This window comes from Rhodococcus sp. IEGM 1366, from assembly GCF_033142425.1.
GTDB classification, from domain to species: Bacteria; Actinomycetota; Actinomycetes; order Mycobacteriales; family Mycobacteriaceae; genus Rhodococcus_F; species Rhodococcus_F globerula.
Map to the genome: position 1 here is coordinate 638137 of NZ_JAWLRZ010000001.1, position 20925 is coordinate 659061.

Here is a 20925-nt window from a genome sequence, read left to right on the forward strand (position 1 = left end):
CTTTCGAGTGCACTGTGCACTTTTCGAACGAGTTTGTCAGACGTTGGCAGACGTGAGCGCCTCGAACTCCGCAAGCATGGCGGCACCTACTGCTTTGTCCTGCTTGCCATTTCCGCCGCTGATACCCACTCCCCCGACAATCTGACCGTTGTACAGCAAGGGGAATCCGCCGACGAATACGGCGAACTTACCGGGGAGCATGTGGCTGATGCCGAATGCTTCGTTGCCGGGAAGGGCTGGACCATCCGGGGCCTCGTTGAACAAGTGCGTTGCGCGCTCATGTCCTGCGGCGGTGAAGGCTTTGGCGATCGAGATGTCGACTCCGGTCAAACGTGCACCTGGCAACCTGTGCAGCGCAAGCACATTGCCCCCGTCGTCGACAACACACAGTGTCTGCCTGACGCCGATCTCTTCTGCCTTCGCACGTCCGGCGGCAAGCAGCGGTAGAGCATCGTCGAGTGTGATTCGGTGAACTTGGTGCATATCGTCTCCGTCGTGTTGGTTGGGCTGATAGATGGATTTCTACCAGCCCTGATCCCTCCGCACGATGGTCAAAAGAACCCGGACGAGCAGCACTGTGATAGTCATACTGCACATGACATGGGCTGGTTCCGTAGGTCATACTGCACACTTGATCCACCGCGAGGAGCGCAGTCATGAACCATCGACAGACCGAGAACATGACGGACTCGGAGCAATTCGAAGCCGAACGATTATCGCTACGGGGTCTCCTCGAGGAACCGATCTTCGACAAGGCGCACGTGCTGTCAGGTTACGACCAGATGGACTCCCAGGTTACGTGGTGCCTACCGTGGGACGAGGTGTTGAGCAGGCCGGATTCGCTGGTAGGCGTCGTTGTCTACACCCGTCCGGATACTCTTTCGGGCGCCGCCCTGGCATTGAAATCGCTACTCGCGCGTGGTGCCAGTGCTGTGATCGTCGACGGGACGGCTCCTTCCAGCACAGTCTGGCCGAAGGCACTACCGGCGGTGGAATTGGCTTTCCCCGTTGGATTTACCGTGCTGAACAAACTCCTCGCCGAGCGCGCACTCACTCAGGAAGCTCATGTGATGCGGTACGGGGTGATGGTTCATCAGTCTCTTGCTGCCCTACTTCACCGTGGCGCCGGCGTACCGATGCTCGTTCGCGAAGTAAGCTCTCTCACCTCTCGCCCCGCCCTCGCCCTCGACGTCCGGGGAAGGTTGATCGTCCAGTCCGGACTACCCGCCGAAGACAGCGAAGCGACTGCGGCGCTGGTGCAGTCCCTGACGGCAGCCCTTCCGAGCAGGACGGAAGAAGAAGTTCTCCACGCACATGAAGTGCATGTTCTCGAGCTTCCTCCGGCGCATTCGAATTCAGTTTCCGTGACAGCAGTTGCCTCTGCCATGCATCTCGCCGGTCGGCATGAGGGATGGGTTGTCGTCCTTACGCTCGCCGGCAAACCACGGCGGCACGACATCGCTCAGTACAAGGTAGTCGTGGAGCAAGCCGGCTCGATTATCGGTGCCGAGATGCTACGGCAGCGAAGCGTCGACGAAGCTGAAGAGCGCGCCAAGGGCGACTTCGTTCAAGCCCTTGTCCACGGAAACTTCGCCAGTGACCTCGACCTGAAAACTCGCGCCGAACTCCACGAAATTGATCTCGACCTCGACTACATCGTCTTCGTCGCACCTGGATTGGTCGACCGGACGGGCCCGCATCCGGGTGCAAGTATGGTGCGTCTCGCCCGGTACGCGGCAGGCGTACTGCCCCAGGTGGATGTCGCCTCCCACGTAACCGTGATCGGCGATTTTCTCATTGTCGTCAGGTCACTGCGAAGCGAGAGTCAGGACGAGATCGACGACTATGCCAATGCCATGTCCTTTGATCTGGAAAAGCGTCTGGGACAGCGCATTCCGGTGACTCATGGCCGACGATCGCATGGAGCGAAGAATATCGCCGCAAGCTACCGTGACGCTCGAATTGCACTCGGTATCGCAGCGCGACTCGAACTGTCGGGTTCGGTCTCGTACCGAGATCTCCGCGGATTCGGGGTGCTTGCGGTTGCGGCCGAGTCAGACGAAAGCCGTCGGTTGATCGACGACATACTTGGGCCACTACGAGGCCCCGGCGGACCACCGGACTTCGAGAAAATCCTGTTTGCTTATCTCGCCGAAGCCGGAAACATCAATGCTGCGGCCCGCAAACTTGGCTTGCATCGAAATACGATGATCTCCAAGCTTGATCGGATCTCTCGGTCGATGGGTCTCGATATCAAGCAAGCCGAAAATCAATTCACGATCTGGTTGGCATTGAGGTTGGATCTTTTGGCCACGGTGCGGGCGGGGGTTGACCGAGAGACGCGGAACACCTGAAATCACGCCGCGATTGGATCCTCGCCGACAAAGGTTGCCGCGAACCCGACGGCAACAACAGCCGAGGTGATCCCGAATAGGAGGGCAAACGGACTGTCTGCCACGTTAACGGCGATTCCGACCCACGCGGCGCCCACTGCAGACCCGCCGAAACGGATCAGATTGAACAGACCGAGCCCCGTACCTACTGCGCCGGCAGGTGAACGGGTCGAGCCTGCTGCAGCAGGCGTTTGCACCATCGCGACTCCGACTCCGACAACAATCAGCACCCCGCTCAAGGACCACATGTTCCGGACGTCGAGCTGAAGAATCGTTGCAAGAACGCATAATCCGACGATCAAGATCGACAAACCGCAGCGCATCGTCATTCGGCCGCCGAGCCTGTCCACGTAGCGTCCGACTACCGGCGCTGAAACAGTCATCGATAGCGGCAGTACAAAGAGAACAAGTCCAGCCGAGGTCGTGGAGCTGCCGCCTGAAGTCAGGTAGAGCGGTAACGCAAGCAACGTGGCTCCCAGCGCGAACATCTGAGCAAAAGCCGCGAGTGCGCTTCGCAGGAAACGTGATTCGAGGACCAGATCTATCGGAACGAACGGGTCCTTCGCCCGTAGGCACCAGGCAACGAACACAGAAACCAGCGCGATTCCGGCAACAACGAGAATTCCACTCAGCCAAGCATTTCGGCTCCCTTGCGAAGCGAGACTGATCCCGAGGACGATGGAACCGGCGCCGCAGGTCAGCGTGATCGCACCCACCCAGTCCAGCTGCATCTTCTTCGCGGGGTAACGCGGAATGAACTTCATGGTGGCGAAGTAGCCGATGAGCGCCGCTGGGATGAGTGGAACGAATACCCATCGCCAGCCCATCAAGTCGCTCACCACACCGCCCAGTGAAGGTCCCATGGCCTGCCCGATTCCGTTGACTGCAGCCCAAGCCCCGACTGCTCTGGCCCGCCGTGCCGGGCCGAACAGCCAGGCAATGAGACCCATGACGGCGGGCGCGAACGCGGCCGCCGCAACACCTCCGAACGAGCGCCACATCACCAGCACCGGGAGTGACGGTGCCAATGCCGCGCCCAGCGAGCAAATCGCAGTGCCGATCAACGCTGCGCAGTAAACCCGCCTGCGCCCGAACCGATCACCAATCCAGCCTGCCAGGGGCATCGCCGCTGCGAAGGTCAACAAGAATGCGACGACAACAAAAATTCCACTACTCAATGGAGCTTCGAAATCGTCGAGTATGGCCGTGAGTGGGACGTTGACGATGTTGTTGCTGACCGTCCCGACGAAAGTTCCCACCAGCAGTGCGGCAAGTGCGGGTGATGTGCCCCCGTCAACTCCCGCATTCATCCTCGATGCGGTCACGCTCGTAGTTGCACTCATCATGCTATCCGTTCCATTGCGGTTTGAAGGCAAGGCACAGAGGAACCACGTGCCCAGCTAAGGTTAGGGTACCCACATTTTATGGCCAGAATGTCATCGAAAAGCGCAGTCGCGCAACAATTCTTAACTCAACGGTCATATCGCCGCGCCGTTTTGCGCAATATGGGACATCCTGCACATCTAGGATCGGACTCGAGTGTGCAGACTAGCCGTTGACCCTGGAAACCGCCCCGCGCACTATCACTCAATCAGTTATCGCGACTTTGGCACGAACTCATAAGGGGCGCAACGTGGAAGTAAATCTAACTGCCGCACACTGGGTGTACCTCGCGGGCATACTCGTCATCCTGGCCACAATGATGCTCAGAAAGAACATAGTCGTGCCGGCGGTACTGGGTACATTTCTGACTGCATTCGTCTTTTCCGACAGCCTTGTCACTGGACTCGCATCAATCTTCAACGCAAGTCTCGTCGCCGCCAAAGAACTGTTCAACATCTTCCTGATCATCGCTCTGGTAACTGCGATGCTCGGAGCGTTGCGTCAGATGGGCGCCGATCGACTCATGGTTGCGCCGTTCCGGAAAGTTATGCGCGGTGGCACAAGTAGTTTTCTCGTTCTTGCCGCCGTGACGTACATGATCTCGCTGTTCTTCTGGCCCACACCGGCGGTTCCGCTCATCGGGGCGGTCTTGATTCCGGTCGCAATCCGCGCGGGTCTCTCGCCTATGGCAGTCGGTATGTCGATCGCCATCTGTGGGCAGGGAATGGCGCTCTCGGCCGATTACATCATCAAGGTTGCGCCTGGCCTGTCCGCAACTGCCGCCGGTGTCGATCCTGATGTTGTTGCCGACCGCGCTCTTGTCATGTCACTGATCGTGGGACTCACCGCATTGATCATCACGTGGCTGACGCAGCGCCGCAATATGCGAGCACCATCGCCCGAACTTCTCACGGAATGGGAATCGCGAGCCGAGCACGAGAACGGCCGCTCGACCCAGGCTGACGGCGACTCCGCAGGCGGCACTCCGGTACCGAGCGGAACCCTGCCTGGTACCGGAGCGGCGCGCGGGTCGAAAGTTCTGGTGACGGCCGGAGCGAATGTCGGTGTGTCGGTGGCCGAACGCGTCGACACCGATGACTCGTCGATGAAGGCAACCGTCGACCACGTATTCAAAAGCATCAGGGCCGCACGTACATTCGCAGTTCTGGTGCCGCTCGCCTACCTTGCATTCATTGTGTACCTACTCATCGGCAAATTCACTGACATCGTCCCGGACCTCAAGGGTGGCGACGCCGCGGCCATGGTCGGTGGTATCGCCGCGCTCATTCTGTTCGCGGCCGCGGCCACTAATGACAAGCAAGGATTCTTCGAGACGACCTCCGAGCATCTGATCGACGGTCTCGTTTTCGCCTTCAAAGCGATGGGGATAGTGCTTCCCATCGCAGGATTCTTTTTCATCGGGAACGGCGACTTCTCTGCCCAGATACTTGCTCTACCAGCCGATACAGCAGGCCCGACGCTACTCTTCGATCTCGTGAATGCAGGCCAGTCCCATCTACCGCAGAATCCGTTTGTCACATCGTTCGCGATCCTGATCATCGGAATGATCGCCGGACTCGAAGGATCAGGCTTCAGCGGCCTGCCACTTACCGGGTCATTGGCCGGAGCCCTCGGCCCGGCAGTAGGAATGGATCCGGCAACCCTCGCAGCAATTGGCCAGATGGGCAATATCTGGTCTGGCGGGGGAACTCTCGTTGCCTGGTCATCACTTATCGCGGTTGCAGGTTTCGCCAGAGTGTCAGTCCTCGATCTCGCCCGTAAATGCTTCATCCCCGTCTGTTCAGGACTCGTGCTGATGACCATTGTTTCGGTTCTCATATTCTGAACCCGTCTCCTGTTGCCGGGGAGACAACACTCCCCGGTCTCAGCTGTATTCTCAGGAAACTTCATGACAATCTCGTACAAGCAAAACACCGATGGCACCACCGCAAGCGCAAGTTTCAACCACGAAAGCATCGGCGTTGCAACGATGATGGCCCTGACCTTCGTGACCGGACTAGTCGACGCGGTCGGATACCTCGGCCTCGATCGGGTGTTCACCGGCAACATGACCGGCAACATCGTCATACTGGGTATGGCCGTTGCCGGCGCCGACGAGCTTCCCGTACTGGGGCCAGCAATCGCACTGATTGCCTTTACCTTTGGGGCGTGTACGTGCGGGCTGCTGCTTCGCGGGTCGCCTGCAGGATGGCACACACGGACCACAGCACTATTCGCGACAGGTGGAATAGTTCTCCTTGGCTTAGCCGTATCGATGTTCGTGGTCGGCGACACCATGTCGGCAGTCCAACAGATCGTCTTCGCAGCGGTTATTGCACTGGTCATGGGCGAGCAGGCAGCGGTAGCAAGGGCTCTCGCGGTCAAGGATATGACCACGGTCGTGGTCACTTCGACCCTGACCTCGCTTGCAAGTGAGACGTTCTTCGGAACGGGATCCGCGTTGTGGAATCGGCGCGTCGGCGCGATCGTCACCATTTTCGTCGGCGCAATTGTCGGAGCACTACTTCTGTTGCTGCACGTTGCGCTCGCGTTGTTGATCGCTGCGTGCATCACTATCGCCGTTTCATTTATCGGCCACCGCTACCTGACCCGAGTTGATTGAGATCAGCCGTCGTAATCAACATGGAAAGCAGTAAGAGCCCTCGGTCTTCGGCGCGGTCGCAGCGGACCACCGCTGCCTTCCAGCCCTCTCAGTTGCCAGCCCATTCGAGGAGCGCGTCCGCCGTCCACGTGTTGATCACCCGATCGGCGTCGACGCCGCACTTTTCGGCGCGCTCGCACCCGTAGCCCTGCCATGCCAATTGGCCGGGAGCATGAGCGTCGGTGTCGATGGAGAACATGCAGTCGAGATCGAGGGCCAACTCGATCAACCGCGACGGCGGATCACGACGTTCGGGCCGGGAATTGATCTCCACAGCAGTACCGGATTCGCGGCAGGCCTCGAACACTTTCTCGGCGTCGAACTGCGATTCGGGACGAGTACCGCGACCACCCTCGACAAGCCGGCCGGTGCAGTGGCCGAGAATGTCGACCCGCGGATTACGCACCGCGGCAAGCATTCTGCGAGTCATCGCCTCGCGTTCGGATCGCAGTTTGGAATGCACACTCGCCACCACGATGTCGAGTTCGTCGAGCAGATCCGGGTCCTGATCGAGGGAACCGTCTTCGAGGATGTCGACCTCGATCCCCGTAAGGATCCGGAACGGGGCCAGTTCCGCATTCAATGCGGCAATGACGTCGAGTTGAGCTCGCAGGCAATCCGCGGACAGCCCGTTGGCGACGGTCAGACGCGGTGAGTGGTCGGTGAGCGCGCAGTAGTCATGGCCCAACGCGGCAGCCCGTCGCATCATTTCCTCGATGGGGCTGCCGCCGTCGGACCAATCGGAGTGCGTGTGCAGATCGCCGCGCAAAGACTGCCGCAGCGGGCCGTCGCCGATAGGTTGCGCCTGTCCCCGCAACTCGGCGAGGTACTCGGGAACACCGTCGTACGACTGGGCAATGATCGTCGCTGTTTTGGGTCCGATGCCGGTGAGGGCTTTCCAACTGTCGGCCTTGCGACGCGATTCCTTCTCGTCGTCCGACAGCCCTGCGAAGACCTCAGCGGCACGCCGGTAGGCCTTCACTCGGTGCGTCTCGGCCCGCGATCGTTCGAGCCAGTAGGCGATCTCCCGAAGCGCTTCATCCGGTTCCATGGGTCCACTGTTCCGTCAGCAGCCGCTCGCGGCAACCCCTGATCCACTTACGCTGTGGATATGGACGATCCGAAAGCACGATTCTCCACAGCACGAGTAGCACGACTGGCGACCGCCGATACCAACAGTGTTCCCCACATCGTGCCGCTCGTGTTTGTTGTTGTCGGCAACACCGTCTACTCGTGTGTCGACCACAAACCGAAAACCACAACCGCACTTCGCCGGCTGAAGAACATAGCCGCGACGGGCCACGTCAGCCTGCTGGTCGATCGCTACGACGACGACTGGTCGCAGCTGTGGTGGGTACGGGCGGACGGTGATGCCGAAATTCTGGAGCCGGGAACCGACGAGGCGGAGAGCGCGATCGACGCCCTGGCTTCGAAATACCCTCAATACGTTGACACCCGCCCGAACGGCCAGGTGATCGCAGTACGCAATGTTCGCTGGTCTTCGTGGGAATCGCTGCAAAGCAACAGCTTTGGCACACCGCATCGCATCGTCTCGCTCTCACATGTCAACGACCCCGCATCCACGCCGATCTTTCCCGGCGACCCGGAGTTCGCCCTCGAGACGGCCACCACCGTCGAAGCTGACGGCTATTACCTGCAGTACGTCAAGCAGGGTGAACACACCGGAACACATTGGGGCGCACCGGCACATTTTGAACTCGGCGGCCTGACCGCGGATCAATTGGATCCTTCCGACCTGTACTTACCCGCAGTGAAAATCGACATCCGGGAGAAGTCTGCCCGGAATTCCGACTACATTCTCAGGGTCGACGATCTGGTCGACTGGGAATCGAGGCACGGGCGGATACCGGACGGCGCTGCGGTGATCTTGTGGACCGGCTGGGAATCCCGTTGGGGCACAGATCTGTACGCGAACATCGACGCCTCCGGTATTCATCAGCCGGGCTTTGGCGTCGACGCAGTTCGGTGGCTCCTCGATTCCGGACGGTTGGGCCGACGAGGCGCCCTGGGTACCGACACCTTCGGACCCGACGCCGGGAGCGACGACAGCTACGCCGTCTCCACCCTGCTGTACGGCGCCCATCGCATCAGTCTGGAGAATCTTGCCAACCTGAGTGCCCTCCCCACCACGGGTGCGCATGTGCTTGTGGGAGGCACTGTCAATCGTGGCGGTTCCGGGTCGCCGGCGACGGTGTATGCGCTGATCTGACGTAGATAACGACACTTACCGACACCCTGTCGACATGTTCCCGACAGGGCGTCGGTATGATTACGACACAGTGTCGTAATAGCTACAGCGTCGTAATTGTCGTACAACCGTCGGCCAGGTCGCCGACACACTTCGGAGGCATCATGTTTCTGGCCGTGCGCGAACTCGTGTTCGCGCGAACTCGATTTTTGCTGATGGGCGCCGTGATCGCCCTCATCTCGATCCTGATGGTGATCATGGCCGGACTGTCTTCCGGCCTCGTCAACGACGGCGTATCGGGCCTGCAACGCACACCGGCACAAGCCTTTGCTTTTGCCGAAGGCACCAAATCCGATTCCGCATTCAGCCGTTCGGTGGTCACCGAAGAGCAGGCCCAAGCCTGGCGTGAGCGTCCCGACGTAGCCAATGCAGCCCTGTTCGGAAACATGATCGTGAATGCAAAAACCCAGAACGGCACCCCCGTCGACCTCACACTTTTCGGGATCGAGCCTGGCTCGTTCCTCGAACCTGCGGCCGCAGAAGGTACCGCGCTGAGCGGCGAGAACACCGTCATCGTCAGCAACACCGCCCGCGACGAGGGTGTGAATCTCGGCGATACAGTCACCGTCGACCGCCTCGGAACGGATCTAACAGTTGTCGGATTCACCAGTGACCAAAGAACTTTCGGCCACGTCGACGTTGCGTATGTTCCGCTGAGCACCTGGCAACAGATCCATGCCGGCACCAAGGCCGGTGAGGCACCGCGCGCCGACGCCTACAACGAGGGCAGTGTTATCGCCATCCAAGGCGTCGACGGTGTACTTCCCGATCTGAGTGCCGGCGACGCTGCTGCCGGAACCGCATCGAAGACGTTGACTGAATCTTTCGAATCCTCACCGGGTTACAGCGCCGAGATGATGACGATGACGATGATCAAGGCCTTCCTGTACGCAATATCAGCCTTGGTGGTCGGTGCGTTCTTCACCATCTGGACGGTGCAGCGCAGCCGCGAAATCGCAGTCATGCGCGCCATGGGAGCGTCCACCGGATTTCTGCTGCGAGACGGTCTGATGCAGGCTGTGATCGTCCTCGTTGCATCCGTATTGACCGGTGTGGCCGTAGGTTTGGGTCTCGGTAGCCTACTCACCGGATCCGGGATGCCGTTTGCTCTCGAGGCGGGCCCCGTCGTCAGCGGTGCAGCACTGCTCACCGTCCTCGGTCTTGCCGGAGCCGTTGTTGCCATCGCCCGCATCTCGTCTGTGGACCCCCTTGCCGCGCTAGGAGAAAACCGATGACCGTTACAACTACCACGCTCGGATTGAATCTTGCTGCGGCGCAGCTCTGTTTCGGCGACGGCGACAACAACGTCACCGCACTCGACAATGTCGACCTGAGTGTGTTGCCCGGCGAGATCGTAGCCGTCGTCGGCCCGTCCGGTGCCGGAAAATCCAGTCTGCTTGCCGTTGCCGGTGGACTGACAACCCCGACGGGCGGCACCGTGACCGTGAACGGCACCACCATTACCGGCCTGTCCAAGAAGAAACTGGCCGAGTTTCGCCGCGACAACATCGGATTCGTGTTCCAGTCCGGCAATCTCATTCCGGCGTTGAGCGCGACCGATCAGTTGCGTCTGGTCGAGAAGATCACCGGCCGAAAGGGATCGAAAACACCGGCAGAATTGCTCGAGGCCGTCGGGATGACCCACCGCGCCAGCAGACGACCGGGTCAGCTGTCCGGTGGTGAGCGTCAACGAGTGGGCATTGCGCGCGCTCTGATCAGCGATCCTTCCGTACTGTTGGTGGACGAGCCCACCGCAGCGCTCGACCGGCAACGCAGCCACGACATCGTCGAACTACTTGCCCGCGAAACTCACTCGAGCGGCGTCGCCACCGTCATGGTCACCCACGATCACGAAGTGCTTCGTCACTGCGATCGAGTTCTGGAGATGATTGACGGGCGCCTGCAGGCGCACTGAGCGATCGTCTGCGCCGCTGCACAATCCACTTGGCCAGAACCCCGTGCCTGGGGCTGAACAGATAGACCAGAGTGAAGACGATCCCTTGCGTCATCACCACCATGCCGCCGGACGCGGTGTCGAGGTAGTAACTGATGTAGATGCCGGTGATCGCGCATGCTGCCGATATGGCGGGCGCGATCATCAACATCCGCGAAAACCTGTCGGTCAGAAGGTAAGCCGTTGCACCGGGAATGATCAGCATGGCAACCACCAGCACGACCCCGACGGCCTGCAGCGCGACCACGGCGGTGAGCGCGAGAACTCCCAACAGCAACGCACTGAGCCGCTTGGGGGAGAGCCCGATTGCGTTGGCGTGGACGGGATCGAAGGCAAACAGCGTGAGATCGCGGCGCTTGACCAGTAGTACGCCAAGGGCCAAAGCACCGAGCACCGCCACCTGCAGAAGATCCGACGAACTCACGCCGAGCAAGTTACCGAAGATGATGTGATTGAGGTCGGTCTGGCTCGGCGTGACCGAGATCAACACCAACCCGAAGGCAAAGAGTGTGGTGAAGACGATCCCGATCGCGGCGTCCTCCTTGACGCGACTCGTGTTGCGTATCAATCCGATCAACGCGACGGCGATCAGCCCGAAGATCAGAGCGCCGATGGCAAACGGTGCTCCGACGACGTAAGCCAGCACCACTCCCGGCAGGACGGCGTGGGACACGGCATCACCCATGAGCGACCACCCGATGAGCACCAACCAGCAGCTGAGCACGCCGCACACCACCGCGGCGACTACGGCAACAGCCAAGGCGCGCACCATGAATCCGTATTCGAGCGGATCGAGAAGTAGTTCCACGATGTTCATCGATCAGGTCCTGTCCATCACGTCGAGGCCGAAGGCGAGGGCAAGGTTCTCCGGCCGAAGCACGGTATCGGGGTCGGAATGGACCAGTACCTTCCGCATGAGAAGTACCGCTTCGTCACACAGTTTCGGAACCGCGTGGAGGTCATGCGTCGAGACCAGAATCGACCGTCCGTCGGCCGCCAATTCCCGAAGAAGTGTGGAAATAGTTGCCTCGGAACGCTTGTCGACGCCCGCAAAAGGCTCGTCGAGCAACAGGATCGACGCGTCCTGCGCAATACCGCGCGCAACAAACGCGCGCTTCTTCTGACCACCGGACAGCTGCCCGATCTGGCGGTCCGCGAATTCTGTCAGTTGCACTCGCTCCAGAGCGTGGGCAACAGCATCTCGATCAGCGCGTCGTGGACGCCGGGTGAACCCCATGTGCCCGTACCGGCCCATCATCACCACGTCGCGAACACTGATCGGAAAACTCCAGTCGACGTCCTCGCTCTGCGGAACGTATCCGACGTACCCCTTCTTGCGGGCCACCATCGCCTCGATGCCGGCGATACGCACAGACCCGCTGTCCGGCTTGATCATTCCCATGATCACCTTGAACAACGTCGACTTTCCCGAGCCGTTCATCCCGATCAGACCGCACACGCTGCCCGAGTTCAGCGTCAGGTCGACGTGCTCGAGCGCATGCACGTCGCCGTAGTGGACGCTGACGTTCTCGACGCGGATCGCTTCGCTCATGATGTGCCTCCGGTGAGTCCGCCGAGGATGACGTCGGTGTCGTGACGAATCATGTCCAGGTACGTGGGCACGGGGCCGTCTGCTTCGGACAACGAGTCGACGTACAGAGTGCCGCCGAATTTCGCTCCCGTTGCGCCGACAACCTGCTGCATCGGGGCATCCGAGACCGTCGACTCGCAGAACACCGCGGGAACTGCGTTGGCCCGGACGAAGTCGATGGCCGCAATGATCTGTTGCGGGGTGGCTTGCTGCTCGGCGTTGACGGGCCAGATGTACGCCTCACTGAGCCCGGCATCTCGGGTGAGGTAGGAGAACGCGCCCTCACAGCTCACCAGCGCGCGTTGACCGGCAGGCAGCGTTGCCAGTCCGCTGACCAGCCGATCCTGCACCGATTGGAGTTCCGCCTTGTACTTCGCCCCGTTCTCGGCAAATGCTGCGGCATTATCCGGATCAAGATCGCTGAACGCGGCCACCATGTTGTCGACATAGATCTGTGTGTTCAACGGCGACATCCACGCATGCGGATTGGGCTTGCCCGCATAGGCGTCACCAGCGATGGGAATGCCCTCGACGCCCTCACTCACCACGACGTGCGGCACGTCGAGGCCGTCTACGAACTTGGCGAACCACGCTTCGAGATTCATGCCGTTGTCGAGGATCAAATCGGCCTCGTTGGCACGACGAATGTCACCGGGAGTCGGTTCGTATCCGTGGATCTCGGCTCCGGCCTTGGTGATCGACTCGACGCGAAGATTGTCGCCCGCGACGTTCTGCGCGATGTCCGAGAGGACGGTGAACGTCGTCAGTACTACCGGGCGGTCATCGTCGGCGGAGTTCACCGCAGAGCATCCAGCGAGGAACACTGCCGCCAGAGCAACAATCCCCAGGCGGCGGTAGTTTTTCGCGTCGCGAGTCGTCATAGTAAAACTCTAATGTCAGGGCTATCAAATACACAAGTTCGGGTAGCCGAACAATCATGGGTCGTTAAGCTCAGCCCATGCGTCCTACTGCCTTGATCACCGGTTCCAGCCGCGGCCTCGGAGCTGCGATAGCGCGCGAACTCGCACCGACCCACGACCTGGTGCTCGGCGCCCGTTCTGCGGCTTCCCTCGAGGCGATCACCGCCGAACTGCCCGGTTCCACATCGTGGCCCGTCGACCTCACCGATTACGACGCCGTCGCCGCATCCGTTCCCGTCAACAAGCTGAATGTCCTGGTCCACAATGCCGGTATCGCGGATCTCGGGACCATCGAGGAATCCTCGGTCGATCAGTGGCGGCGCACATTCGAGGCCAATGTCATCGCCGTAGCCGAACTGACTCGCGTACTCCTTCCCGCTCTCCGTGCCGCCGGCGGTCACGTCGTGCTGATCAACTCCGGCGCCGGACTGCGCGCCAATGCCGGCTGGGGATCGTACGCAGCCAGCAAGTTTGCACTCCGGGCGTTCGGCGACGCATTGCGGCTCGAGGAACCGTCGTTGCGCGTGACGTCCATCCACCCGGGCAGAATCGACACCGATATGCAGCGCGAGATTGTTGCCGGGGAGGGCGGAAACTACGAACCGAGCAGCTTCCTGAAGGCCTCCACTGTGGCACGTGCGGTGCGCACTGCCGTCGAAACTCCCGCCGACGCCCATCCGACGGAGATAGTTCTCCGACCTACCGGCCGGTAAAACTCCTGTTCGACGGTAACGGAATGGTGACGATCGACCCCTGGATATCGCTTTCTCGCAACGCGCCCCGATACTGACATCAGTTGTAGGACAAGGACGTTGAAAGGTGGAGCGCAATGAATAATCATACGGACAAGTGGGAACTTTCCACTGAACCTTGCCGCGCGCGATACGTCGCCGCCACCCACGGCGCGTTGGCGATCGCCCGCCCCCTGACGCCTGCTGAAATGGGCATCCTGACCGACAGCGGGGGGTGGGGAGGATGAGCACCTACGCAGCCGACACCTGGGGAATTCCCAGCCAGACCTTCCTGCAGTGGTACCTCGTAGCCGCTGCAGTCGCTGTTGGACTGTCTCTCTACAGCCGAATGGCAGCACGCCGGTCACCAACAGTTGTCGACGCGGTTCGACGGCCACTGACGCCCCCCGAAGTCGGGGCCCTGACGAGCGACTACCAGGCCATCCTCGCCTCGATGGCAATACTGCGCAGCGCCGATCTCATCACCACCGCCGGGAAGGCCGCACGAGTCCTGACCAAGGAGGACAAGGGTCGCCTGGACTGGTTTACCCGCACTCTCCACAAGCGACTCGGCAGCGGCACAGTACCGCTACGTCAGGTCCGCCTGCTCGGGCGGATGAATGTCGCGCTCGCCCAACTCCGTACGGGACTGATCGACGGGGGCTACCTTCAGCGCCCGCAGCAGGGCGTCGACGCACTCTTGCGAACCACCCCTCTGGTGGCAGTCATCGGCCTCGGCGTGGTCCGGTTGATCTTCGGCGTGGCCGGCGGCAAGCCCGTCGGATTTCTGCTTCTGACGATCGTCGTGTTGGCAGCGTTGATTCCGTTGCTACGCATCAATCGTCGACGCACTGCGTTAGGTGAAAGCGAACTGCGTCGACTCAAGCATGAGAACTCGTACCTCTCGCCCAAACTGCGGCCGTCGTTCACCAGCTACGGGCCATCTCTCGCCGGGTTGTCGGCAGCCCTGTTCGGTTCCGGCGCACTGGTTCTGGTTGATCCGGCTTTGGCAGGAGCTGTGGCTGCCGGCGCGGCGTACAGCCCCGGCGGTGGAGGCTCGAGTTCCCACAGTTGCGGCTCGTTCTCGGGTTCGGATGGTGGCGGTAGCAGCAGCAGTTGTGGAGGCGGGGGGTGCGGAGGATGAACGCCTACGCCGCCGACACCTGGGGAATTCCCAGCCGAGAATTCCTGTACGGCTACATCATTGTCGCGATCACGCTGGCGATTCTGACCGTCTTGTGGCGCTTGACGCTTCGAGCACGCCAGGTCCCCGTCGACTTCATCGATCAGCTCACCCCACCCGAAGTCGGCATGCTCACGGGTGAGGCCCGCGCTATCGCAGCATCGTTGGCAATCCTGCGCGGCGCCGGTCTGATCACGATCGACGGCGCGGTTCTCCGGCCGCTGGGACCAGGTGACGCGACACTCGATTGGTACACCCGCACGGTCTACGACAAGTTGGCCGAGCAAGCCTCACCCCACCGTCGACGCCAACTGGCCGAACGAATGACGGTGGAATCGGCGCAGCTGCGGGACTCACTGGTAGACAAGGGATATATGACGGCGCCGAGTACACGGCGGTCGATCTGGTTCGCCACTCTTCCCCTGAAAATCCTGGTGGCAGTCGGAGTCGTGAGAATCGTGTTCGGGGTGGTGGGCGACAAGCCTTTCGAGTTCCTGCTTCTCGCTGTGATCGCCACAGGCTTCATGATCCCCGTCCTCGGATTGACGTTCGATCGCACAGCATCAGGCAACGCGGCGCGGTCTGCGTTGACGAAGTCTCACGACTACCTCGCTCCACGCAACAACCCCGCGTTCTCCGCCTACGGACCACGATTGGCCGGCATGTCCGCGGCTCTCTTCGCCGGATCGGCGTTCCTGATGATCAATCCGGCGCTGGCGTCCGCAGCGGGAATCGGCGCCGACGGAGGAAGCAGTGGAGGCGGCGACAGCAGCGGAAGTAGTTGTGGCGGTGGCGGCGGCGGATGTGGTGGCGGCGGCGGAGGGTGCGGGGGATGACTCTCCACGGCCTCGGAATCGGATGGCGCCCCGAAATCTCGGGAATCATCGCTCAGCTGGACGACCTCGCGTTCTGTGAGGTGATTGCGGAATCCCTCGGCAGTTCACTGCCGCCCGAACTGGAACGGCTAGCCGTTCCGGTTATCCCACACGGCATTTCCCTGTCGCTGGGTGGCGCGGACCCGCTAGATCCTCGGCGCGTCGAGCACCTGGCCCAGGTAGCCGGGCTGCGCGGCGTGCCGATGGTCAGCGAACACATCGCGTTTGTCCGCGCCGGCGGCATCGAAGCGGGGCACCTGTTGCCGGTTCCCCGGACGTACGAGGCTCTGGATGTCCTGACGCGCAACATCACCCACATCCAGGAGAGTCTTCCCGTACCACTCGCGGTGGAGAACATCGCGGCTCTCTTCGACTGGCCGGACGACGAACTCACCGAGGCCGAGTTTCTGTCGGAACTGATCGAACGCACCGAGGTTCGGTTGGTACTCGACATCGCGAATGTCTACGCGAATGCGCTCAACCGTGGCCTGGATCCATGGACCGAATTGTGCCGACTACCCCTGGAACACATTGCGTATTGCCATATCGCCGGTGGCAGCGTGCACGACGGCAAGTACCACGACACCCACACCGATCCCGTTCCCCGGCAGGTCGTGGAACTGCTCGAGCAATTCACCGCGGCGGGGCACCATCCCGCGATCATGCTCGAGCGGGACGGTAATTACCCACCAGCGCACGAACTTCTGGGCGAACTCGATGCCATAGCCGATGCTGCAGGACTGCGTCGTATCACCGCGAATACCGAGTGGTCACGCACATGAGCAGCCTCGGAGCACGTCAAGAGGCCCTGATACGGGCGTTGGTCGCGGGCGGTGAATTACCGCCGGGATTCAATGCAGCGGACACCACTGTCGCGTCGGTGGCCCTGATTCGCAAGCGCGCCGGAGAAGTGGCGCACCACCTTCCGATGGTGCGCCACACCCTTGGCGATCGATATCTCGAGTTGTTCACGGCCTGGGCCGTCGGGCGACCGAAGACGTCGTCACATGCCGACGCCCAAGCGTTTGTCGCCCACCTGCAGGACATCGGCGAACTGCCGCGCCGGCCCTGGTATCGACGGTTACCAGTTCAGTATCGACGGTTACGTCAGTGAGACAACGGCTTCACTGGTGTACATGAGGAATGTCATCGACTCCTGGAAGTACAGTTCCACCGATTCGGCATCATGCGACAGATAGCCGATCGACAGATCCTGCCCGATGTGCAACTCGTAATCGCCACCGCGCGTGGACATCAGGAACGCACCGTCGATAGCCGGAGCCCAGATGATGTCGCCGTCGAGCACCCGCCTGATGTGCTCGCGAATCGGGTAGCCGTGGTCGGAGGTTTCATTGATCTGAGTGAACGCATCTGCGTTGAGCAGCAACGAATACGGGCCGTTGACACCGGCCAGACGCAACGCCGTGAGAGCCTGGCTGATGGCCTCGGGGTAATCCTTGGCGTCGGCAGGCAGCTTCAGTTCAGGGTTCGAACCACTCGCGCGCACACCCGTGATATTTGCCGCCGGGTATCCCTCGAACACGGCACGATCCTCGGCAAAGGCGATCTTCTGCGCCGCGTCCTTGACCGGCTGCCAATCGGAATCCTTTGCGCCGCGCTCGACGTCGTCGATTGCCTGGCGACTGACGGTGAACGGCACCCTCAGTTCGATGATCGGCTGCGACTGACGAGCGTGTGCGATCACCCCGTCCGCGAGTGAACTGATCGGAACCTGATGCCCCAACGCAACACAGGCAAGATCGTCGCCCGACGGACCCTCGACGTCGACAACCCGGCGGCCGGCAACGTGACGCTTGAAGGTGCGGCTGGCCTCTTCTTCGATCTCGGCCCACGCTGCTGCCGAAATGGGTGCTAGGTCGCGGTGCAGGTTTGTCATTGCTGGGCACTCCTTTTGAGACTGCCGATTCCGAGAGAACCGTCAGAGATGGGCTTTGTGAACGTTGCTTCGGGGACGAGCCTGGCCGGCACGTCCGGTGGATCGTCGAGAAAATCCGCCGTCGGAACGAAGAAATTGATACCGGTGACGGCGGTCGAGAAATCGAGAATGCGGTCGTAGTTGCCGACGGGATTCCCGATGAACATGTTGCGGAGCATCTGCTCGGTGACCGTCGGCGATGCCGAGTAACCGATGAAGTAGGTGCCCATCTCCGCCGAGCCGACATGGCCGAACGGCATGTTGTCACGCAGAATCTGGATCTGCTCGCCAGATTCGTCCTCGATGACGGTGAGTGCGGTGTGAGCGTTGGAGGGCTTGGTGTCGTCGTCCATCTCGAGGTCTTCGAGCTTGGAGCGTCCGATGACGTTCTCCTGCTCCTCGACGGGCAGAGCATTCCACTCCGACATGTCGTGGAGATACTTCTGGACGATGACGTAGCTGCTGCCCGCGAACTCCGGATCCTCGTCGCCGACAGTGACCGCGACATATGCCGCTTGTCCGGACGGGTTCTCGGTGCCGTCCACGAACCCCATCAGATCGCGCTGCTCGAAATACTTGAATCCGTGCACCTCGTCGACCACGGAAGCCGCCCCGGCCAACCTCGTCGTCACAACCGAAGCGAACTCGAAGCACAGATCCATCTGACGGGCCCGGATGTGGAACAGCAGGTCACCCGGCGTGCGGGGAGCGTGGTGTTTGTCACCCGTCAGCTCGACAAACGGATGCAGTTCCGCAGGTCGCGGGCCCTCGAACAATCGGTCCCAGGCATCCGAACCGATGCCGACCACGGTGGCCAAGCCACCTGCGGGAACCCGGAATCCGATGGATCGCTGCAGCCCCGAGATATCAGCCAGAACGTCGTGAACTGCCTGCTCACCACCCTCGTCGATGGTGAAAACCAGGAAGATCGCAGCCTCCGTGAGCGGCGTCAGCAGTGGCTGGGGTACCGCGGGCAGGCTTGTCCCAGCTCTCTCGGCCTCGTCGATCGCACTCGTTTCCGCCATGCAGACCAGTATGGCCGATTTGGACACTCCCGGCAGCAGTAGTCGAGAAGTCCGACTTACGGTGTCGCCGCCTGAGCACCCGCGTCGAATCCCGCCGGAATCTCGAAGATCTTTCCGTCGAACCCGGCCCGGTAGAGGTGTCCGGCCGCAAATCCGGAATTGCCGCGCCCGTAGGTCAACACACTCGACGCCTGAAGTCCGCTGGTGAGCGCGCAGTACTGACCGGGGCCGTCGATACGCCACACCTCACCGCTGATGTCCGTGGGGACGATCGCGCGGTCATGCGAATCCAACGTCAAACCATCTGGGGCTGAGAATATTTCGAGACCACTGAGATCAACGAGCGACTCCGAATAGCCCGGATTGTCGACGGAGATGCGGCTGACCCCCGGATTGGCAAACGTGCGCGACACGTAAAGCCAGCGATTGTCGGCACTCAATGCGGCCCCGTTAGCACTCGGGAGGCTCGCCCACGCCGGGTCTACGGCGCCGTTGGGGCTGACCTTTCCGATCAGCGAACCAAAATCGTTGGTGGCATAGATCGTTCCGTCATGTGCCACGGCAAGACCATTTGCAGCGCTCAGACCACCGGCGATCGGCGTCACGACACCCGAGTTCACGTCCACCCGCGCGACAGACGCAGTCCGCGTCAGATCGCCGATCAGCACGCCGGCGTTGGCTCCGGTTCCCACCAGCAGCGAACCGTCCGTATCCCAGGCCAACGCACCCGCCCCGCCCGGAACCGTCGCAATCGGGACTGCTGCCGCACCCGGCGCGTCGATCCGAAAGATGCGCCCGCTCACCAAGTCCGTTGTGTACAGGCGGCCATGTCCGTCCACGGTGACGCCCTCGAGGGCCGCGCCCGGAATCTGAGCGCTGAGGATTGTGGGGGACGATCCAGGGCAGAGAGGAGCAGCCTCGGCGCCGGACACCCCCAGCGCCAGAAGCGAACCGGCAACCAGAGCGCCGGTGATACCTACCCGAATACCGCGATCGAAGATCCTGGTTCGCATCTGCGCAAGGCTAGACCTTCTGACGGATTACGCCTAGAGACCCCGAAGAAACGAGATCAAAAGTTCATTGACCTCGGTAGCACGTTCCTGTTGTACGAAGTGCCCCGCGCCGCCGAGAAGGTGCACACCTCGCAAGTCGGGGACGGTGTCCTTCATGCGGTCCAATGCCTTGGGGCCGGTCATCGCGATGACCGGATCGTCCGCGCCGGCGATGAAGAGCATCGGAACACCGATGTGAGCGCCGTCGAGATCCTCATTGCGTTCCCAATTGGCGTCGTAGGCTCGGTACCAGCTCAATCCTCCAGTGAATCCTGTTGCAGTAAAAGTCTTTACGTAGACATCGAAGTCCTCTTCCGTGAGCCACGACCACGGCAACGCGGGCGCCTCGGGGAGTACGTCCAGGTAGCCGTTTCCCTCGGAGGGGTGATCCCACACATCGAGGTATCGATAGGCACCGGACAAAGCGTGGAAGAGTCGCTGCAGGAATTCACGCGGCTGGGCGTCGAGTTCCCGCTCCGCCACACCCGGTTCCTGGAAATAGTGGATGTGCAGAAAGTGCTTGCGCGCCATCGCGGCGTAGATGGTAGAGGGTTTGGCGGGAAACCTGTCGGGCGCGTAGGGAACTGCCAACGAGACCAGTCCCGCAACACGATCGGGGTGGCGCAGAGCGGTGGTCCACGCAGCCGGTGCGCCAAAATCGTGACCGACAAAGACGGCTTTGTCGATTCCGAGAGCGTCGAGAAGCGCGATCATCCGGGCGGCGACCGCGTCGTTGGTGTATTCGTCGATCGCATCGGGACGGGTAGTACCGCCGTAACCGGGCATGTCGAGCGCAATCGCCCGAAAACCGGCTTCCGCCAACGCTGCCGACTGATGCCGATAGCTGTACCCGAGGCCGGGAAAGCCGTGACACATAACCACGGCTGTCCCAGAACCGGAATCGTCCATCTGCCAACGGAATCCGTCGACATCAATCGTCTTCACCGTCAT

The 20925-nt window shown here is 61.3% G+C and carries 22 protein-coding genes and 1 pseudogene; 13 read left to right on the forward strand and 10 right to left on the reverse strand.

Annotated features, from left to right (window positions below):
* Positions 1 to 36: 36 nt before the first annotated feature.
* Entirely contained in the window at positions 37 to 483 is a 447-nt protein-coding gene (locus tag R4P64_RS03130; protein WP_317819234.1) for a heme-binding protein, read from the reverse strand.
* A gap of 173 nt (positions 484 to 656) precedes the next feature.
* Between R4P64_RS03130 and R4P64_RS03135 the strand changes: the two genes are divergently transcribed.
* Positions 657 to 2354, forward strand: a complete 1698-nt coding sequence (locus R4P64_RS03135; RefSeq protein ID WP_242484911.1) for a PucR family transcriptional regulator — start codon at positions 657 to 659, stop codon at positions 2352 to 2354.
* A 2-nt stretch (positions 2355 to 2356) separates the two neighbouring features.
* Here R4P64_RS03135 and R4P64_RS03140 read toward each other — a convergent pair whose 3' ends face one another.
* Positions 2357 to 3736, reverse strand: coding sequence for an MFS transporter (locus R4P64_RS03140; protein WP_317541748.1), 1380 nt, complete (start codon positions 3734 to 3736; stop codon positions 2357 to 2359).
* A 290-nt stretch (positions 3737 to 4026) separates the two neighbouring features.
* Here R4P64_RS03140 and R4P64_RS03145 point away from each other — a divergent pair, with 290 nt between their 5' ends.
* On the forward strand, positions 4027 to 5622 hold the full coding sequence (locus tag R4P64_RS03145; RefSeq protein WP_317541750.1) for a hypothetical protein: 1596 nt from the start codon (positions 4027 to 4029) through the stop codon (positions 5620 to 5622).
* A 63-nt stretch (positions 5623 to 5685) separates the two neighbouring features.
* On the forward strand, positions 5686 to 6399 hold the full coding sequence (locus R4P64_RS03150) for a YoaK family protein (RefSeq protein ID WP_080711773.1): 714 nt from the start codon (positions 5686 to 5688) through the stop codon (positions 6397 to 6399).
* Positions 6400 to 6487: 88 nt separating this feature from the next.
* On the opposite strand, the gene R4P64_RS03155 is transcribed toward R4P64_RS03150, so the two are convergent.
* Complete coding sequence (locus tag R4P64_RS03155; RefSeq protein WP_317819235.1) at positions 6488 to 7489, reverse strand: PHP domain-containing protein; 1002 nt, start codon at positions 7487 to 7489, stop codon at positions 6488 to 6490.
* Between the two features lie 60 nt (positions 7490 to 7549).
* On the opposite strand from R4P64_RS03155, the pseudogene R4P64_RS03160 reads away from it, so the two are divergent.
* From R4P64_RS03160 to R4P64_RS03175, 4 genes and pseudogenes are all read left to right on the forward strand, one after another.
* A pseudogene (locus R4P64_RS03160) lies at positions 7550 to 7951 on the forward strand (TIGR03668 family PPOX class F420-dependent oxidoreductase); the annotation flags it as partial.
* On the forward strand, positions 7952 to 8668 hold the full coding sequence (locus R4P64_RS03165; protein WP_317819741.1) for a cyclase family protein: 717 nt from the start codon (positions 7952 to 7954) through the stop codon (positions 8666 to 8668).
* Between the two features lie 143 nt (positions 8669 to 8811).
* Positions 8812 to 9942, forward strand: a complete 1131-nt coding sequence (locus R4P64_RS03170) for an ABC transporter permease (RefSeq protein WP_033235263.1) — start codon at positions 8812 to 8814, stop codon at positions 9940 to 9942.
* On the forward strand, positions 9939 to 10622 hold the full coding sequence (locus R4P64_RS03175; protein ID WP_033235264.1) for an ABC transporter ATP-binding protein: 684 nt from the start codon (positions 9939 to 9941) through the stop codon (positions 10620 to 10622). The genes R4P64_RS03170 and R4P64_RS03175 overlap by 4 nt, the downstream gene beginning before the upstream one ends.
* On the opposite strand, the gene R4P64_RS03180 is transcribed toward R4P64_RS03175, so the two are convergent.
* Genes R4P64_RS03180 through R4P64_RS03190 form a run of 3 tightly spaced genes read right to left on the reverse strand, consistent with a single transcriptional unit; the run spans position 10546 to position 13133 of the window.
* Positions 10546 to 11478 carry a metal ABC transporter permease gene (locus tag R4P64_RS03180; RefSeq protein ID WP_317819237.1) on the reverse strand — a complete coding sequence of 311 codons (933 nt, stop codon included), beginning with the start codon at positions 11476 to 11478 and terminating at the stop codon, positions 10546 to 10548. The genes R4P64_RS03175 and R4P64_RS03180 overlap by 77 nt on opposite strands.
* Before the next feature lie 3 nt (positions 11479 to 11481).
* On the reverse strand, positions 11482 to 12213 hold the full coding sequence (locus tag R4P64_RS03185; RefSeq protein WP_317541754.1) for a metal ABC transporter ATP-binding protein: 732 nt from the start codon (positions 12211 to 12213) through the stop codon (positions 11482 to 11484).
* Entirely contained in the window at positions 12210 to 13133 is a 924-nt protein-coding gene (locus R4P64_RS03190) for a metal ABC transporter substrate-binding protein (RefSeq protein ID WP_092805261.1), read from the reverse strand. The genes R4P64_RS03185 and R4P64_RS03190 overlap by 4 nt, the downstream gene beginning before the upstream one ends.
* 77 nt (positions 13134 to 13210) lie before the next feature.
* Between R4P64_RS03190 and R4P64_RS03195 the strand changes: the two genes are divergently transcribed.
* The 6 genes from R4P64_RS03195 (at position 13211) to R4P64_RS03220 (ending at position 17075) form a co-directional block, all read left to right on the forward strand.
* Entirely contained in the window at positions 13211 to 13885 is a 675-nt protein-coding gene (locus R4P64_RS03195) for an SDR family oxidoreductase (protein WP_233365568.1), read from the forward strand.
* A 116-nt stretch (positions 13886 to 14001) separates the two neighbouring features.
* Complete coding sequence (locus R4P64_RS03200) at positions 14002 to 14151, forward strand: hypothetical protein (RefSeq protein ID WP_287160744.1); 150 nt, start codon at positions 14002 to 14004, stop codon at positions 14149 to 14151.
* Positions 14148 to 15047 carry a TIGR04222 domain-containing membrane protein gene (locus R4P64_RS03205; protein ID WP_287160746.1) on the forward strand — a complete coding sequence of 300 codons (900 nt, stop codon included), beginning with the start codon at positions 14148 to 14150 and terminating at the stop codon, positions 15045 to 15047. The genes R4P64_RS03200 and R4P64_RS03205 overlap by 4 nt, the downstream gene beginning before the upstream one ends.
* Positions 15044 to 15922: a TIGR04222 domain-containing membrane protein gene (locus R4P64_RS03210; protein ID WP_317819239.1), complete on the forward strand. Its 879-nt coding sequence runs from the start codon at positions 15044 to 15046 to the stop codon at positions 15920 to 15922. The genes R4P64_RS03205 and R4P64_RS03210 overlap by 4 nt, the downstream gene beginning before the upstream one ends.
* On the forward strand, positions 15919 to 16743 hold the full coding sequence (locus R4P64_RS03215) for a DUF692 domain-containing protein (protein WP_317541761.1): 825 nt from the start codon (positions 15919 to 15921) through the stop codon (positions 16741 to 16743). The genes R4P64_RS03210 and R4P64_RS03215 overlap by 4 nt, the downstream gene beginning before the upstream one ends.
* Entirely contained in the window at positions 16740 to 17075 is a 336-nt protein-coding gene (locus R4P64_RS03220) for a hypothetical protein (RefSeq protein WP_287160750.1), read from the forward strand. Before R4P64_RS03215 ends, R4P64_RS03220 begins: the two co-directional genes overlap by 4 nt.
* On the opposite strand, the gene R4P64_RS03225 is transcribed toward R4P64_RS03220, so the two are convergent.
* From R4P64_RS03225 to R4P64_RS03240, 4 genes are read right to left on the reverse strand one after another with little or no spacing between them, the layout of a single operon-like run.
* Positions 17064 to 17858, reverse strand: coding sequence for a family 1 encapsulin nanocompartment shell protein (locus tag R4P64_RS03225; protein WP_033235271.1), 795 nt, complete (start codon positions 17856 to 17858; stop codon positions 17064 to 17066). The two genes, R4P64_RS03220 and R4P64_RS03225, sit on opposite strands and share 12 nt — an antisense overlap.
* Entirely contained in the window at positions 17855 to 18922 is a 1068-nt protein-coding gene (locus R4P64_RS03230; protein WP_095888072.1) for a Dyp-type peroxidase, read from the reverse strand. Before R4P64_RS03230 ends, R4P64_RS03225 begins: the two co-directional genes overlap by 4 nt.
* A 56-nt stretch (positions 18923 to 18978) precedes the next feature.
* Positions 18979 to 19935 carry an SMP-30/gluconolactonase/LRE family protein gene (locus tag R4P64_RS03235; RefSeq protein ID WP_317819240.1) on the reverse strand — a complete coding sequence of 319 codons (957 nt, stop codon included), beginning with the start codon at positions 19933 to 19935 and terminating at the stop codon, positions 18979 to 18981.
* Positions 19936 to 19968: 33 nt separating this feature from the next.
* Positions 19969 to 20925 (reverse strand): alpha/beta hydrolase, encoded by a 957-nt coding sequence (locus R4P64_RS03240; RefSeq protein WP_317819241.1) that lies wholly within the window; start codon positions 20923 to 20925, stop codon positions 19969 to 19971.